The following is a 15,884-nucleotide window of genomic DNA, read 5'->3' as shown; positions in this document are numbered from 1 at the left end:
ATGACCGAGACGACGGCGGAGACGCCCGCGGCCCCCGAGGCCGGGACCACCGCGTCCGCGGGCGGTTTCGGCGCGGCCGTCACGACGGCGTACAGCGACGCCCTCGCGGAGGTGTACGACGACATCTACCCCAGCACCCCCGACCTCGTCGACATCGGTGAGTTCCTGCTGACCCTCACCGAGCCCGGCGCGAGCGTCCTGGAACTCGGCGTGGGAACCGGGCGGGTGGCCCTGCCCCTCGCCGACCAGGGCTTCCGGGTCCATGGCGTGGAAACCTCCGAGGGCATGCTCGCCCGTCTCGCCGAGAAGGACCCGGAAGGCAGGATCACCCCCGTACACGGTGACCTCACCGGCCTCGACCTGGGGCGGACCTTCGACGTGGTGCTGGCGCCCTTCAACGTGCTGTGCTGCGCGATGACGATCGACGAGCAGATCGCGCTGGTGCACGCGGTGGCCCGGCACACGTCGGCGGACGGCCATGTGGTGATCGAGACATTTGATCCGAGCGACTATCACGTACAGCGGAAGGACGAGATCACGACGCGCCCGATCGGCACCCGCGGCGCCATGATCGAGTCGGTGGGCGTGCTCCCCGCGTCGCAGAACATGATGCTGCACAGCACCCTCTTCCTGGACGGTGACGCCCCCAGGTCCGCGACCACGGTGATGCGTTACCTGTGGCCGAGCGAACTGGACCTGCTGGCCGCGATCGCCCGCCTGGAGCTGGTCGGCCGCTACGCCGGCTGGCGGGAGCAGCCCTTCGACGGCGGTGACAGCCGCAAGATGTGCGTCTCCGTCTTCCGGCCACTGGCATGAGTCCGTACGCCGGCCGGCTGCCGAACGGCCTCGGGCTCCTGGTGGAACCCCTGCCCGACCACGGACGCGGTCTCGCCTCGATCGCGATGACGGTGGCGGTGGGCGGCGACGACGACCCCACGGGGCAGCACGGCATGGCCCATCTGGTCGAGCACCTGATGTTCCCGAGGGCGGGCGAGGACGATGCCCGGGACGGCCACGTCGCCCGGGTCGAGGGCGCGGGCGGCGTCTGCAACGCGGAGACGCACCGTGACCACACCGTCTTCCACACCACCGTTCCGGCGGGGATGCTCCCGGATGTCCTGGAGTGGGAGGCGCGGCGGCTGCTCACCCTCGCGCCCACGGAGGCGGTGATCCGTACGGAGACAGATGTGATCGCCGAGGAGATTCGCGGCGCGTCGGCCGGTGGCCGCGTCTGGGGCACGGCTCTGGAGACCCTCCACCCCGGCAGCCGTGACAGCTTCGGCACGCCGGCGGACCTGGCCGCTGTCACGGCCGCCGACGCGACGGCCTTCTTCCGTCGCCACTACCGGGCGGGCGCGATGGTGCTGTCGGTGGCCGGGGACGTGGACGCGGACCAGGTGGCGGCTTCGGTGGACGTGCTCTTCGCGGGGCTGCCGGCGGGCGGGGCGCCGACTGCCGGCGGCCGCCGCGCCGAGCTTGGTCCTGGTTTCGACTCCGGCTCCGATCCCGGTCTCGACCCCGGCCCCGCTATCGGCCACGGCCTCATGCCCGGCCGTGTCCCTGAGCGTGCCACCGCCCCCGCGGTCCTCCGCACGGCCCCACTGCCCTCCCCCGTCAGCGGCGTCGCCCTCGGACACCCCCTGCCCGACCCGGTTTCCGGGCGGAACGCCTACCTGGCCCAGGTCGTGCTGGCCGAGGAACTCAGCCGGAGCCTGCTGCCGCGGCTCACCCGACGCGACTCCCGCCTCACCTCCGCCCGGATCACCTGCGGTTACCACGGGCAGTGGCTCGGGTCCGCCGCACCTGACCTGGCGCTCGTGCTGCTGGGGCGGGCTCCCCGGGTCACCGTCGCAGAGGCGGTCGACGCCTGGCTGGAGGTCCTGCGCGAGGTGGCAGAACGCCCGACGAGCGCGGACGAGCACCGACGGGCGGTCAACGCGCTGCTACTGGCCTGCCACCGCAACGCCGACTCGCTCACCTCCCGCGCCATCACGCATGCCCGTACGGCACTGTTCTTCCCGGGCAGCGGCGGTCTTGCCGCACTTCCCGGCGACCTGGCCCGGGTGACCCCTGACGAGGTGTCCGACGCCGCCCGCGCACTGCTGTCCGGGCCCTGCTCCGTGACCGAACTCGGAGGAGGGACCCGGTGCTGAAAAGTTCGGCGAACCGGAAGACCACCGACACGACCCTCGGCAACGGTCTGCGGGTCGTCGTCGTCCAGGCGCCGGGCGCGCCGCTCGCCGAGCTGCGGCTGGTTCTTCCGTACGCCCGTACCGCGCCGCACCTCTCCACCGCCCAGGAACTGCTCGCCGCCTGCCTCGGCACCGGCACCGCAACCGGCGGCAGCACAGGCGGCGGATCCGGCACCGGCGGCAGCACCCGGCAGGAGATCGCCGACCGGGCCGCCGACCTGGGCGCCGAGCTGAGCACCGTCGTCACCGCCGAGTCGCTGATCATGGCGACGAGCGTGCTGTCCGCCGGGCTGCCCGGCGCGTTGGAACTCCTCGCCGACCTGCTGTTGCGCCCGGCTTACCGGGAGCCCGAACTCGCGCTCGCCCAGCGGCGTACGGCGGCCGCCCCCCGTGTCCCGGGCGCCCGGCAGCGGCTGCGGCGGGCTCTGCTGAGCCGTGCCTTCGGCAACCACCCGCTCATGGATCCGCCTGCAGAGCCGACCGCCCCACGCACCGGCGACCTGTACGACCTGCACGCGCGGGCCGTGGTGCCGGGCGGCGCGGTGCTCCTGGTCATGGCGAGGGACGAACCGGACGAGGTCACGGCCCTGGTTCATGAGCGGCTGGAGGGCTGGGCGGGCGGCCCGTCCGGGCTGGTCCTGCCGCCCTTCGCACGCCGCGAGCCGCTTCCCGGCCGGATCGCGCTCCCCTGCGGGACCACGCCTCCCGGCTCGGGCCAGGCTCTCGTACTCACCGCGGGCCCCGCCGTACCTGCCACCGACCCCGGTCACGCCCCGCTGCACCTCGCCCAGTTGGTCCTCGGCGGGTACGCGTCCTCGCTGCTGGCCCGGCGTGTCCGGGACCGGCACGGGCTCGCGTACGCGGTATCCGCGGCGATCCGGGGGAACCGGGCGGGCAGCTGGCTGGAGATCGAGTGCGCCGGGGCGCCCGGCACTGCGGGCCGGATCGCCGAAGAGATCACCGACTGCCTGCGGGAACTCTCCGGAGACGGCCCTGCCCCCCGGGAGGTCGACCGGGCCCGCGCCTACGCGACCGGGTTCACGCGGTTCGCGCTCGCCACACGGACCGAGGAGGCGAGCGCGCTGGCCGGCTTCGCGGCCGCCGGGCTGCCTCTGGACTGGCTGCAGTTCTACCGCGACACCCTGACCGAGGTGACGTACGCGCACGTCGCCGACGCCGCCGCTCGCTTCCTCGATCCGTCCAAAGCCCTGATCGCGACCCTCGACGAAGAAGAAGTCGCAGAAGATGAAGAAAGCGACCGGTGGCCCCAGTGATCGCGACATGCCCGGCCGATCCCGTCCCGCAGGACCCCGCGGTCCTCTACCCCCTCCAGCCCGACCACCCCGAACTGGTCGCCCCTTTCGCCGCCCTCGTCCAGCGCACCGGCGCCCGCAGGCTGTGGCTGTGCCAGTCCTTCAAGGCCGAGACCCACCAGGTCCTGGCGCACCTCGCGGGCATGGGCCACAACGTCCCGGTCGGCACCAGCGTGACGCTGCTGCCGCTGCGCCACCCCTACGAGGCCGCGCTCCAGGCGCGCTCCCTCGCCCTCATCACCGGCGAGCCGGTCGTGGCGGGCTTCGGCATCGGCAACCCGGACTTCGTGGCGGGCTTGACCGGTAGCCCGTACGACAGCCCCCGTACCGCCGTCCGTGACTACCTCTCCTCCGTACGCTCCCTGCTCGACGGCGAGACGGTCGGCCACGACGGCCCCTACCACCGACTGCACGGTGGGCTCCTGCCGTTGGACCATGGACGGGTCGAGGTCGGCGCGGGGGTGCTGCGCCCCGGCATGGCGCGCACGGCAGGGCAGGTGGCGGATGTGGCCATCACCTGGATGACCCCGCCGGCGTACATCGCGGGGACACTGCGGCCCGCCCTGGACAGGGGCGCGCAGGGGCGCGGCGTCCGTCCGAGGATCGCCACCGCCGTCCATGTCGCGGTCGCACGTCCCGGCAGGGATCCCCGTCGCCTCGCCCTGGCCGCGACGGGCGAACACCTCAAGGCGCCGCACTACGCCGACATGCTGCGCAGGGCCGGTGTCGCCGTGGACCCGCACGACCCGGCCGGGTCGGTCGGTGCGCTGCTGGCCGAACAGGTCGTCGTCACCGGCACCCCGGAGGAGATCGCCGAGGCGCTCGACGGCTATCGCCGCGCCGGGGTGGACGAGGTGATGCTCAACCCCTCGGGCGTACTGCTGACGGAAGGCGTGCACGCGGCGGCCACCGATCTGGAGGAGATCATCGCCGCTTGCCGCGCCGCCCACGGCAGGATCCTGCCGCGCCCACGGCGGCAAGCTGCGGCCTGATCGCCTTCAGGGAGCCTGTCCCGGCCGGGTGGCTGAGAGGTGCGGACAGAGCCTGCCGTTTCCATCCTTCGACAACCCGGGCAACGGCAGTTGGAGATCTCCGCCCGCTCACTCGGTCTGCCTGCGTCCCGGATCGGCGAGGTGGTGGAGAAGGCGGCTTCCCGGCTCAGGGCACTGGCCGGGTAAGCACTCCGCGTCGCGTCTCAGGCGGCAGCGGGGAGTCGTCCCCCGGGCCGTCTGCACCCACGGCAGCGCCCGGGGCCGGAAGCCCGGAACGCCCGCTCACAGCCGTCGCAGGTCTGGAAGGGCAGCACGGCCGGTCGCTGTGCGATCGGCGCGGCGGGAAGCGGGGGCGGCGCGGGCAGGGGCGTCTCCCGGAGGCGGAAGGCGAGGATGCCCGCCGGGCGGGTCAGGAAAGAGTCGGGGAGCCGTGCGGTCAGCAGTGCGGTGACCTGGGCGGACTCGACACCGGCCGCGAGCCACCGGGCGACGGCCGGCGCGAGACGCACGGCTTCCCGCTCGGACAGGACGAGGCGCGGATCGACGTGGCGGAGCGAGGCCAGTACGGCGACGGCCCGGGGGTCGGCGTCGGAGAGTGACGCCGTTTCCCGCGCCTGTTCCCGGACGGGGGCGGGCGCCGCCTCGGCGGTGGCCGTCGGCGGGGGCGCGGCTTCCGCTGCCTCGGCCGCGGACGGTTTCCGCTGCCGGGGTGGTCTCGGCGGCTCGGGAGGCCCGTCCGGCTCCGGGGTGCCGCGGGGGATGTCGTAGAAGTACGTCCGGGTCCGGACCTGCCCGGTGGGCGTCCGCTCGCGTCGACGCTCCAGGTGTCCGGCCGCCTCCAGCTCCCTGAGCGCCCGCGAGATCAGGATCTCGCCCTCGCTGAAGTGCTCGCACAGGGCGGCGATGGTGACGGAGGAACCGTCGGGCATCGAGGAGATGTACGCCGCGACGCCGACCGTGACCGCGCTGCCGCGTCGCTGGGCAAGGGCGTTGGAGAGCACGGTGAAGTCGGCCGTGAGGCGGGTGCGTACGTGGATCACGCCGGAGGTCGGAGCTCCGGCGTCGGCGCGCAGGCGCGCGTTAGACTGCGGGTCAGCCATCGGGAAGGTGCTACTTCCTAGTTGGTCAGGCCCTCGTTCGGGATTGCCGTCCCGGCCGGGGGCCGTACTTTTTCGGTTGTCGCGGCGAACGTAACGGTCCGCATCCCGCCCCTGCAAGCCGGTCACTCGGACGAGTGACACGGGCTTCCTGGCGGGGAGGGTGGGTGGGCGGGGAGTTCTTTCCCCCGGTTCTTTCAGGAGGTCAGCGGCCCGCCGGACCCTCGCGGACAAGGGCCCGGTGAGCCCGGAAGACGGACGGCGGCCAGGACCCGGCCGCCTCAGGGACGGTGGCGCCCGTCCTTCAACTCGCCCATGAAGGCGGCCCAGGCGGCGGCTTCGAAGCACAGCGCCGGACCGTACGGGACCTTGCTGTCACGGACGGGCACGACGCCGGGGAGCCCTTCGGCCACCTCCACGCAGTTGCCGCCTTCCTGATTGCTGTAACTGCTCTTGCGCCACGCGGCGGCGCTCAGATCGGGACGGGGCATTCGCTTCACGGTTGTAGCCCTCCATCGCGGATCGGATCATGTCGAGCGACATGAGCGGGGGCAGGGCGTTCGCCCGTAGCCGATCGTAGGTCACCATGAAGCGCCTGACCTCGGCCGGATCCTCGACGAGTTGGCCGTAGTGCGCGCCCTCCGTGTAGGCGACTTCGGAGCTGTCCGGCAGTGTCAGCACCGTCAGGGAACCGCCCATCGCGTCGTGCTCGCCCTGGTCGAACGGCAGCACTTGGACGGTGACTTGGCGCTTCGCTGCCGTATGGAGCAGCAGTTCCAACTGCGCTCGCATCACGTCGCGCCCGCCGATCGGACGCTTGAGGACCGCCTCGTCGAGCACCACCCACAGCTCCGGCCGGTCGGGCAGACCGAGCCGCTCCTGCCGCGCCATTCGGACGGTGAGCCGTTCTTCCAACTGCTCGTCACCGCTGAGCGTCAGGCCGACGCTCAGAACGGCTCTCGCGTACTCCTTGGTCTGCAACAGGCCGGGCACCACGTGCGCCGCGTACTCACGGATGGACACGGCCCGCTCCGAGTACGCGATGAACGCCCGCGACCAGTCCGGAAACGCCTCCCGGTACACGTACGGCCACAACTCGACCAGCAGATCGTCGGCGCCGAGGGCCGCGTCCAGCGCACGCGCCAGCTCCAGCGTGGGCTTCGCTCCGGACGCCCGCTCGATCTGGGTGATCCGCGTGCTCACCACGTGCGTCCTGTCGCCGAGTTCGGCCTGGGTCAGTCCGGCCGCCGTACGGAGCCTGCGCACCCGTGCGCCGAAGAGCGCCGCCATCGACGCGCTGGGGTCAATTCCGTTGGCCAAAGCGTCACTTCCGTTCCTTACGGACTGAAAAGTAAGGCTGCGTCACCTGTCGAGCGTAGGGCGACCGGCCGACTCTTGAGTACGGAACGTGACGACTCGCGTACGTCACGGAATATCGCCGGGCTCGACAGACAAGGACGGACAGGCCGTGCGGACAGGAACGACCACCCCGGAGGACGGGCCGCGACGGAGCACCGCGCCCCTCGCGGCGAAACCCGTGGCCCTCACCGCCAGAACATGCGGACCCCCCTCCTTCTCGGAGCAGTTCGCCTCCTCGCCGCGAGGTGCGCGGCTCGCCCGCCGTCTCGCCGTCCGGCGCATGGAGGAATGGGGCTACCCGCCGGTGTCGGACGTGTCGTGCGCGGTCGCCCTCGTCGTCGGCGAACTCGCGGCGAACGCCGTGCAGCACGGCCGGGTCCCCGGACGCGGCTTCGGGCTCCGGCTCACCCTCGACGTGGCCGCGGGCCTGGCTCGCATCGAGGTCGCGGACGCCGTCTCCGCGAAGCGGCCGCCCCCGGACCCGCCGTCGCCGGACCTCGGGAGCGAGTCCGGCCGAGGACTGATCCTGGTGGAGGTGCTGGCCGTGCGCTGGGGCTCGGCGCCTCGCCACCCCGTAGGGAAGACGGTATGGGCGGAGGTATCCATGGGCGGGCCGGAAGAGACCTGAGGGATCTGTGGGGTCTGCGGGCGGGCACCCCTGTCGCGCTCGCGGGACCGACCGGGCCGAACGGCTTCACGGCGGCCGCCGCGGTCCTCGCGACGGCGGCGCACACGGTCCGGCGGAGTGGCGGTCCGGCGGAATGGCGGAATGGCGGAATGGCGGAATGGCGGAATGTTCTCCACAGGCTGTGGACAGGTGTCGCGCTCGCACCGCTCGGCCGGCTCGCACCCCGGGACGAACGGCGAGAGCCCGCCCATGGCACCCGACCTTGATGGTCGGCGCCCTGGCCGGGCTCTCATCCGATTACGGCGCATCACGAGGAGCGGCGCCGCGAGCGGCGCCGTCGCGAGGACGGACCTACTCCTCGCCGTCGCCCTCTTCGGGCTTCTCCGCCTCGTTGATCTCCTGCTCGAGGCCGAGCTGCTCGACGAGCCACTTGTCGAACTCGATGGCGGCGCGCACCCAGCTGACCGTGGAGGACACGAAGTGCTCCAGGCTGACGCCGGTGCCGATCAGCATCTGCGCCTCGCCGATCAGGCGGACGGTGCCGTCGTCATGGGTGTGGCTGTAGACCTTGGGCCACAGGGTGCGGCGGTTCCAGTCGTCGATCGACTCGAGGAGCGCGGGCTTCTCCTCGAGCTGGTGCGGCCGGTCGTAGAACGTCCGGACCGAGAAGACCTGCTGGTCACCCTCGCCGCGGAACATGAAGTACGTACGGAATTCCTCCCACGGCGCCGCGAGGTCACCCTCGTCGTCGACGACGTACTTCAGCTCCATCTGTTCCAGGAGCTGCTTCACGAGGTCCTGATCCGGGACCACGGGGCCCGCGGGGCCGCCGGACTGCGGCTCGGGCTGGCCCCCGAAGTTCGGAATCGAGGACGGGTCGATGCTCACCGTGTATTTCCCTTCGTACGGATTCTGCCATCCTCCCCCATGCGGGGCGGGGAGTGACAACCCCTGGCGGGGCCTGTCCGCCGGGGGCCGGCAGGATCCGGTCACGTTCAGGCATCGGCCCAGGTGGGAGCGGTCCGAATCGGACACTCCGGAAGTCGCCCGGACAGCGGTGACATGAACATTCATCGTCGGACCGGGCGGACGGGAGCGGGTCGGACCGGGTACGCGGAGAGGCCCGCGACGGACGTGCCGCGGGCCCCTGCCGGATATCGGTGCCGGTTACAACGTCTTGCCCGTGGCCGGGCCCACGATCAGCCCGTCGCCGAAGGTGTCCACGCGGACCGTGTCGCCGTCCTTGACCTCGCCCGCCAGGATCTCCTTGGCCAGCCGGTCGCCGATGGCCGTCTGGACCAGGCGCCGCAGCGGGCGCGCTCCGTACGCCGGGTCGTTGCCCTCCGCGGCGAGCCAGGCCAGGGCCGCGTCGCTGACCTCCAGGGTGAGCCGGCGCTCGGCGAGCCGCTTGGCCAGACGGTCGATCTGGAGCCTGGCGATGCGCTCCAGCTCCCGCTGGTCGAGCGCGGAGAAGACCACGAGGTCGTCCAGCCGGTTCAGGAACTCCGGCTTGAACGATGCCCGGACGACCTCCAGGACCTTCTCCTTCCGGTCCTCCTCGGAACTGAGCGGATCGACGAGACTCTGCCCGCTCAGGAACTGGCTGCCCAGGTTCGAGGTGAGGATCAGGATGGTGTTGCGGAAGTCGACGGTCCGCCCCTGGCCGTCCGTCAGCCGCCCGTCGTCCAGCACCTGGAGCAGGACGTCGAAGACCTCGGGGTGCGCCTTCTCCACCTCGTCGAGCAGGATCACGCTGTACGGGCGCCGGCGCACGGCCTCGGTGAGCTGGCCGCCCTCCTCGTAGCCGATGTACCCGGGCGGCGCTCCGACCAGCCGGGCCACGCTGTGCTTCTCGCCGTACTCCGACATGTCGATGCGGACCATCGCCCGCTCGTCGTCGAAGAGGAAGTCCGCGAGCGCCTTGGCGAGTTCCGTCTTGCCGACACCCGTCGGACCGAGGAACAGGAAGGAGCCGGTGGGCCGGTCCGGGTCGGCGATTCCGGCACGGGTACGGCGCACCGCGTCCGACACCGCGCCCACCGCCTCGGTCTGGCCGATCAGGCGGCGGCCCAACTCCTCCTCCATACGCAGGAGTTTCTGCGTCTCACCCTCCAGAAGACGGCCGGCGGGGATGCCGGTCCAGGATCCGACGACGTCCGCGATGTCGTCGGGGCCGACCTCCTCCTTCACCATGGTGCCCTTGCCGGCCTCCTGCTCGGCCTCCGAGGCGACCTCCAAGTCCCTCTCCAGGGTGGGGATCTCTCCGTAGAGCAGCTTGGAGGCGGTGTCGAAGTCCCCGTCCCGCTGCGCCCGTTCGGCCTGGCCGCGCAGCTCGTCGAGCTTCTCCTTCAGCTCACCGACCCGGTTGAGGGACTGCTTCTCCTTCTCCCAGCGGGCGGTGAGTCCGCGCAGCTCCTCCTCCTTGTCGGCGAGGTCGCGGCGCAGCCGCTCCAGGCGCTCCAGGCTGGCGGCGTCCGTCTCCCTGCCGATCGCCAGCTCCTCCATCTTCAGCCGGTCGACGACCCGCTGGAGCTCGTCGATCTCCACCGGGGAGGAGTCGATCTCCATGCGCAGCCGTGAGGCCGCCTCGTCGACGAGGTCGATGGCCTTGTCGGGGAGGAAACGGGAGGTGATGTAGCGGTCGGACAGGGCCGCGGCGGCCACCAGCGCCGAGTCGGCGATCTGGACCTTGTGGTGGGCCTCGTAGCGGCCCTTGAGGCCGCGCAGGATGGCGATGGTGTCCTCGACGGTCGGCTCGGCGACCAGTACCTGCTGGAACCGCCGCTCCAGCGCCGCGTCCTTCTCGATCCGCTCGCGGTACTCGTCGAGGGTGGTGGCGCCGACCATCCGCAGCTCCCCGCGGGCGAGCATGGGCTTGAGCATGTTCCCGGCGTCCATGGCGGAGTCGCCGCCCGCGCCGGCCCCGACGACGGTGTGCAGCTCGTCGATGAAGGTGATGATCTGCCCGTCGGAGTCCTTGATCTCCGCGAGCACGGTCTTCAGGCGCTCCTCGAACTCGCCCCGGTACTTCGCGCCGGCGACCATCGCGCCCAGGTCGAGCGAGACGAGCCGCTTGTTCCTGAGGGACTCGGGTACGTCGCCCTTCACGATCCGCTGGGCGAGCCCCTCGACGACGGCCGTCTTGCCGACGCCGGGCTCACCGATGAGGACGGGGTTGTTCTTCGTGCGGCGGGACAGGACCTGCACCACCCGGCGGATCTCGTGGTCCCGGCCGATGACGGGGTCGAGTCTGCCCTCACGCGCCGCGGCGGTGAAGTCCGTGCCGAACTTTTCGAGCGCCTTGTACTGGCCCTCGGGATCCGCGGTCGTCACCCGGCGCCCTCCCCGTGTCTTCTGGAACGCGTCCAGCAGCTTCTTCGCACTGGCGCCCTGCTGGGAGAGTACGTCGGCGGCCGTCCCGCCCTTCGCGGCGATGCCGATGAGCAGGTGCTCGGTGGAGATGAACTCGTCGCCCAGCTCCTTGGCGCGCTCGGCGGCGTCGGCGATGACCGCGAGCGTCTCGCGGTTCGGCTGCGGGGGCGCGACGGTGGAGCCGGTCACACTGGGCAGGCCGGCGAGTACGCGCTCGGCGCCGGAGCGCACGGCGGCCTGATCGGCGTCCACGGCCGCCAGCAGGTCGATGAGGTTCTCGTTGTCCTGCCCCTCCAGCAGAGCGAGCAGCAGGTGGGCGGGGGTGAGGTCCGGATTCCCCTGCTTCACGGCACTGTTGCTGGCCGCGTTGATCGCGTCCCGACTCCTGTTGGTCAGCTCGGCGTCCACGTTCGCGTCCTCCTCTGGTGTCCCTGGCCGTTCCCTGACCCGGCCAACGTCCATAAAGTTGAGTCTATTCCACTCAAGGTGGGAGCGGGGGAGAATCCGGCACCCATGAGGCGTAGATTCGGGCCCCATGGCTTCCTATCCGGTGGACCCGCGGCAGCCTGACGCCGCCTACCTGAGCTTCTGGCGTGAACGCCACCTGTGCACGCTGACGACGTTGCGACCCGACGGCAGCCCGCACGTGGTGCCCGTCGGTGTCACATACGACCCCGAGGCCGGTCTCGCTCGGGTCATCACCAACAAGTCGAGCGCGAAGGTGGGCCACGTGCTCGCCGCGGGCCCGGACGGGGCGCGCGTGGCGGTCTGCCAGGTGGACGGCGGACGCTGGGCGACCCTGGAGGGGCGGGCCCGGGTGTCCGCGGACCCGGCACGGGTCGCGGAGGCGGTGCGGCGCTACGCCGAGCGCTACGAGCGCGTGCCGGCGCCGAATCCGTCCCGCGTGGTGATCGAGATCGAACTCACGTCGGCGATGGGACGCGGATGAGGCCACGAACGAGGTCCCGCACGGGACCGGCGGGCCCCCGGACGGCACGGGCCGGAGGGGTGGGCGGCCGCGGGGCGGCCCGCGGGACGGGCCCGTTACGGCGGACCGGCGCCGGGCGGCCGCCCGCGGCCTCGGGCGTCACCGGCCGGAACCCTGATATTTCCCGGAGAACTGCAGCGGCGTCACCGTGTTCAGGTCACGGTGACGCCGCTGCGGGGGGAAGTACCTGCGCGATCTACTACGACGGGGGAATCGCGTCAGGCACTGCGGGGGGTGGCTGCGATGGTCTGGATGTCCGGCACGTCCGGTCCGGTCTGCCGGTGGTCACGCTGGTCGAGATTCACGAAGATCATTCCGTACCTGATGGCACACCGCACCGGCTGCGGCGCCCCCCGAGGCCGTCGCAGACACCGGTAGGCCCGCACGTCCTCGTCGTCGTCGCGGGTGACGACGACGGGCTCGCCGAACACGGTCACCATCAGCGAGTCACCGCTGTAGGGGATGGCGGTGGCCAGGTCGATGAAGTGCCAGCCGGATCGGTAGGCGGTGGCCATTTCTCGGCGGAAGGAACGGTCGTCGGGAGGGATGGTCATGCTTCTGCGCTCGCGGAGATGATCGTCCAGCCGCTGTCCAACGGGGCCGGCGCCGCCTGCACCGCGTTCCAGCCGCTGTCCGCCTCGACATCGGTCCAGCCGCTGTCCGGTGGGGACGCCTTCACGCTGGTCCAACCGCTGTCCAGGGCCGTCCGCTTCAGGGTGCCCCCGGCATCAAGACCCGGGCCCCCGAAAGCGCCGGCCGCCACAGCGACAGAGAAGACTGCGGCAAGCACTGAACCAAGCAATCTCGCTCGCATAGTCGGCTTCGTCCTCACTTGATGGAATCTTCTCCCCCGTCGTCACAAGACGATGGCTCATTCAGGCACGTCAATGCCACAGCAGCGATGCATCATGTTCCTGCACGTTCAGGACCCTGGGGGGTGGAGATTTGACCACAAACAACTCACAACCGACACATCCCCACGCTGTCACCACGTTGTGTGACGAAGGAGCACGCCTTTACGCCAGTGCACTGCACTCCGGCCGCATCACCCGGGTCGAGGTGGAGACAGCCCCTTGCCTCTTGGAGTTCGCGCTGCTCCATCCCGATCCCGACGACGAGAAGTGGCTGCGGCCGGTTCCGCCGTCCGTCGCCCTCGCGCAACGCCTGCAACCCCTGGAACGGGAGATCCAGGAGCGCCGCCGGCTGGCGATCGAACTGACCGACTCCTTCGACCCGTTCATCGCGATCAGCACGCAGGGCGAGGCGAGCATCCACGCGATCACCGTGCTGGAGGGATTCGACCGGATCAACGCGGCGCTCAATTCGGCCACCGCCGAGTGTCACACGGAGATGCTGACGATCCAGCCGGGCGGCGGCCGCCCCGCCGACGCCCTGATGCAGGCGCTGGAACGCGACCGGCCGCTCACCGACCGCGGGGTGCGCATCCGCACGCTGTACCAGCACACCGCCAGGCACAGCCAGGGAACACTGGCCTACGTGGAGCGCATATCGGGGGGCAGGATCCAGGTCCGCACCCTGGAGGAGCTCATCGAGCGGCTGATCGTCGTCGACCGGACCGTCGCCTTCATCCCGGCCAGCGACGACCGGCGGGTAGCCCTCGAACTCCGCCACCCCGGACTGGTGTTGTACCTGAGCAAGGTCTTCGAGCAACTCTGGCAGCGCGCGGTCCCGCTCACCGAGGACGTCCCGAACGACGTCGGCCCGAACGGCATCACCGGCGTGCAGCGTTCCATAGCCAAGCTGCTCATCGAGGGGTACGTCGACGAGGCCATAGCCCGCCGCCTGGGCATGAACGTCCGCACCTGCCGTGCCCACATCGCCAAACTGGCCTCCACCCTCGGCAGTGGGAGCCGCGCCCAACTCGGCTTCCTGATAGCCCAGTCGGGACTCCTGAACCAACCCGAGGCGGGAGAGTGACCCGGCCCCTCGTCGCCACTCCGGGCCCCGCTCCCCCGGAAGCCCAGCCGGAACCCCGGCCGACGGCCCTCCCGGGGCCCGGCCGCCGGCTCCCCCTCGCGGCGAGGGCAGGGGCCGCCCGGTCCCGCCGCCTCAACGACCGGTCGGGGAACCCCTGTCGGGCACGCCAGGGGCGCCGGGAACGGCCTCGGGGACGACACCGAGGGTCTCGAGCCCCGGAGAGCGCTGCGGCCCGTCCAGCCCCGCCTGAGCGATCCGTACGCCCAACTGCGTCCGGCTCGCGGCGCCCAGCGTCTCCGACAGCCGGGCGATGTGCGCCCGGCACGTCCGCACGCTGATCCCCAGCCGTTCCGCGACGACCGCGTCCTGATGGCCCTCGGCCAGCAGCGCCGCGATGGACCGCTCCCGGTGGGTGATGCCCTCGATGCCCGTCGAGGGGAGCGGAGAGGTCAGCGGGATGGCCAGCCGCCACAGCCGCTCGAAGACCGTCACCAGGTAGTCCACCAGCGCCGGGTGCCGCAGCTCCAGCGCGATCGTCCGGTCCGGGTTCGCGGGGATGAAGGCGACCTTGCGGTCGAAGAGGATGAGCCGTTCGACGACCTCGTCGAGCGTGCGGGCCTCGGCCGCCTCGCCCATCAACTCCATGTAGTTCAGCAGGCCTTGGCCGTGCCGGGCGACATGCGTGTACAGATCGCGCATGCGCACCCCGCGACGGCGCATCTCCAGGGCCCGGTGCAGGCCCTCCACGAGTTCGTCCTCGCGCCGGATGCCGCCCGGCTGCACCGTCAGCACCTCGCTGGTGCACTCCGAGGTCGCCTTGTCCATGGCGGCGTGGATCCGCGGCAGCCCGTCGAGAACCCGGATCGCCACTCCCTCGGCCGGCGCCCGCACCCGTCCGCCGAGTTCCGCGTACCACTCGAAGGCCGACACCGCGTCGCCCACCCGCGCCTGGCTCGCGCTGACTTCCTCGTACACACCCCGCAGAAGTCGCGTCATGACCTCCTGGGGCGAGGTCGGCACCAGCCAGCCCATGTCGTCGGGATCGGGGTGCAGCAGCGCCAGGTCCACCAGGCAGGGAACCGCCTCGGCGTCCGCGCGGGGCACCCGGCCGCGCCGCACGGCCCGGGAGTACACCCGGTCGCCGGCCTCGCACAGTCGGTCAGCGCCGTGCGGATGCCCGTCCGTCCCGTGCCCGGCCATCTCCCACCCCTGGCTCCAGCTCCAACCCCTGGCGTGAGCCCCGCGTCAGGGCGTCCTCCGCAGCGCAACTATGCGCGGACGCGTCCGGCATCGCAACACGCTGCACCGCCGCCGGGCGTCCGTTCGCCCCGCCGCGTCACCATAAATACCGACCTCCGCCGAGCCCGCCGCAACAAGCTGAAGGGGGTCCCTCACACACCTCTCACACATCCCGGGAACGCGGCACCCGCGTCGCGCGGGCGGGGTGCGAGCGGCAGGGGATCCGGGGGATCGCGGAGGCGGGTCGCGGAGTCCGTCCCGCGCCCGGTCGCGCAGTGAGCAGCAGAGACGCCCCGAGGAGCCCGGGCCGCACATCGGACCGCCGGGGAGGGGCCGGTAAGCGCCGGGACGTACGGGAGCGCCGTGGAGGGCGGCAGGCGCCAGGAAGGACGGGTGAACGCCGTGGAGGCCTCGGTGGGCGCCGGCAGCGAGGACGAGCGGCGTAGAGGGCGGTGCGCGGCGTACGGGCCTTCGGGACCGAGTACGGGCCGCACGGGCCGTCGAGCCGGGTTCGGGCCGCACGGGACCTGGAAGCCAGGCGCGGGTCGCACGGACCGTCGAGGCCGGGCGCGGGCCGGGCCGTGGAGGTCAGGTGCGGGCCGGGTCGAGGAGGCGGGCGGGCCGCGCGGGCGGAACCGTCACCCGGCGCCTCGGAAGGGCTTTCCCCGCCGCCCGTCACAACGGCGAGGACCCCGTGCCCGCGGGCCGGTCGGCGGGTGCCGGAGCGGACCCCGGGCGACGTACACGCTGACGCGCGCACCCCGCC

15 protein-coding genes are annotated in these 15,884 nt (G+C 71.8%); 7 read left to right on the top strand and 8 right to left on the bottom strand.

Going from position 1 to position 15,884, the window contains the following annotated elements; genetic code table 11:
- From ACFYW7_RS13015 to lxmJ, 4 genes are read left to right on the top strand one after another with little or no spacing between them, the layout of a single operon-like run.
- Complete coding sequence (locus ACFYW7_RS13015) at positions 1–816, top strand: class I SAM-dependent methyltransferase (RefSeq protein ID WP_389501196.1); 816 nt, start codon at positions 1–3, stop codon at positions 814–816.
- Positions 813–2,153 carry a M16 family metallopeptidase gene (locus ACFYW7_RS13010; protein WP_389501194.1) on the top strand — a complete coding sequence of 447 codons (1,341 nt, stop codon included), beginning with the start codon at positions 813–815 and terminating at the stop codon, positions 2,151–2,153. Before ACFYW7_RS13015 ends, ACFYW7_RS13010 begins: the two co-directional genes overlap by 4 nt.
- On the top strand, positions 2,147–3,466 hold the full coding sequence (locus tag ACFYW7_RS13005) for a M16 family metallopeptidase (protein WP_389501192.1): 1,320 nt from the start codon (positions 2,147–2,149) through the stop codon (positions 3,464–3,466). Before ACFYW7_RS13010 ends, ACFYW7_RS13005 begins: the two co-directional genes overlap by 7 nt.
- Positions 3,463–4,497, top strand: a complete 1,035-nt coding sequence (gene lxmJ, locus ACFYW7_RS13000; RefSeq protein ID WP_389501647.1) for a F420-dependent peptide dehydroalanine reductase LxmJ — start codon at positions 3,463–3,465, stop codon at positions 4,495–4,497. The genes ACFYW7_RS13005 and lxmJ overlap by 4 nt, the downstream gene beginning before the upstream one ends.
- 203 nt (positions 4,498–4,700) lie before the next feature.
- Here lxmJ and ACFYW7_RS12995 read toward each other — a convergent pair whose 3' ends face one another.
- The 3 genes from ACFYW7_RS12995 to ACFYW7_RS12985 form a co-directional block, all read right to left on the bottom strand.
- The gene (locus tag ACFYW7_RS12995; protein WP_389501190.1) at positions 4,701–5,597 is read right to left on the bottom strand and encodes a hypothetical protein; all 897 of its coding nucleotides are present in this window, start codon (positions 5,595–5,597) and stop codon (positions 4,701–4,703) included.
- Positions 5,598–5,875: 278 nt separating this feature from the next.
- Positions 5,876–6,007 (bottom strand): DUF397 domain-containing protein, encoded by a 132-nt coding sequence (locus ACFYW7_RS12990; RefSeq protein ID WP_389501646.1) that lies wholly within the window; start codon positions 6,005–6,007, stop codon positions 5,876–5,878.
- Positions 5,970–6,884 carry a Scr1 family TA system antitoxin-like transcriptional regulator gene (locus ACFYW7_RS12985; RefSeq protein WP_389501644.1) on the bottom strand — a complete coding sequence of 305 codons (915 nt, stop codon included), beginning with the start codon at positions 6,882–6,884 and terminating at the stop codon, positions 5,970–5,972. Before ACFYW7_RS12985 ends, ACFYW7_RS12990 begins: the two co-directional genes overlap by 38 nt.
- 178 nt (positions 6,885–7,062) lie before the next feature.
- Here ACFYW7_RS12985 and ACFYW7_RS12980 point away from each other — a divergent pair, with 178 nt between their 5' ends.
- Positions 7,063–7,581, top strand: coding sequence for an ATP-binding protein (locus tag ACFYW7_RS12980; RefSeq protein WP_389501188.1), 519 nt, complete (start codon positions 7,063–7,065; stop codon positions 7,579–7,581).
- Positions 7,582–7,932: 351 nt separating this feature from the next.
- Here ACFYW7_RS12980 and ACFYW7_RS12975 read toward each other — a convergent pair whose 3' ends face one another.
- Both ACFYW7_RS12975 and clpB read right to left on the bottom strand, forming a co-directional pair.
- Positions 7,933–8,469, bottom strand: a complete 537-nt coding sequence (locus ACFYW7_RS12975) for a YbjN domain-containing protein (protein ID WP_389501186.1) — start codon at positions 8,467–8,469, stop codon at positions 7,933–7,935.
- Between the two features lie 279 nt (positions 8,470–8,748).
- The gene (gene clpB, locus ACFYW7_RS12970) at positions 8,749–11,361 is read right to left on the bottom strand and encodes an ATP-dependent chaperone ClpB (protein WP_389501184.1); all 2,613 of its coding nucleotides are present in this window, start codon (positions 11,359–11,361) and stop codon (positions 8,749–8,751) included.
- Positions 11,362–11,488: 127 nt separating this feature from the next.
- Here clpB and ACFYW7_RS12965 point away from each other — a divergent pair, with 127 nt between their 5' ends.
- The gene (locus ACFYW7_RS12965; RefSeq protein ID WP_389501182.1) at positions 11,489–11,902 is read left to right on the top strand and encodes a pyridoxamine 5'-phosphate oxidase family protein; all 414 of its coding nucleotides are present in this window, start codon (positions 11,489–11,491) and stop codon (positions 11,900–11,902) included.
- A gap of 257 nt (positions 11,903–12,159) precedes the next feature.
- Here ACFYW7_RS12965 and ACFYW7_RS12960 read toward each other — a convergent pair whose 3' ends face one another.
- A complete protein-coding gene (locus ACFYW7_RS12960) occupies positions 12,160–12,495 on the bottom strand; it encodes a hypothetical protein (RefSeq protein ID WP_389501180.1) in 336 nt (111 codons plus the stop codon).
- Positions 12,492–12,704, bottom strand: a complete 213-nt coding sequence (locus ACFYW7_RS12955) for a hypothetical protein (protein WP_389501178.1) — start codon at positions 12,702–12,704, stop codon at positions 12,492–12,494. Before ACFYW7_RS12955 ends, ACFYW7_RS12960 begins: the two co-directional genes overlap by 4 nt.
- Before the next feature lie 182 nt (positions 12,705–12,886).
- On the opposite strand from ACFYW7_RS12955, the gene ACFYW7_RS12950 reads away from it, so the two are divergent.
- Entirely contained in the window at positions 12,887–13,879 is a 993-nt protein-coding gene (locus ACFYW7_RS12950) for a helix-turn-helix transcriptional regulator (RefSeq protein ID WP_389501176.1), read from the top strand.
- A gap of 132 nt (positions 13,880–14,011) precedes the next feature.
- On the opposite strand, the gene ACFYW7_RS12945 is transcribed toward ACFYW7_RS12950, so the two are convergent.
- Positions 14,012–15,079, bottom strand: a complete 1,068-nt coding sequence (locus ACFYW7_RS12945; RefSeq protein WP_389501174.1) for a LuxR C-terminal-related transcriptional regulator — start codon at positions 15,077–15,079, stop codon at positions 14,012–14,014.
- Positions 15,080–15,884 lie beyond the last annotated feature (805 nt).

It is taken from the genome of Streptomyces sp. NPDC002580 (genome assembly GCF_042889485.1).
GTDB lineage: Bacteria > Actinomycetota > Actinomycetes > Streptomycetales > Streptomycetaceae > Streptomyces.
This window is presented reverse-complemented; position numbering and strand designations above follow the sequence as displayed.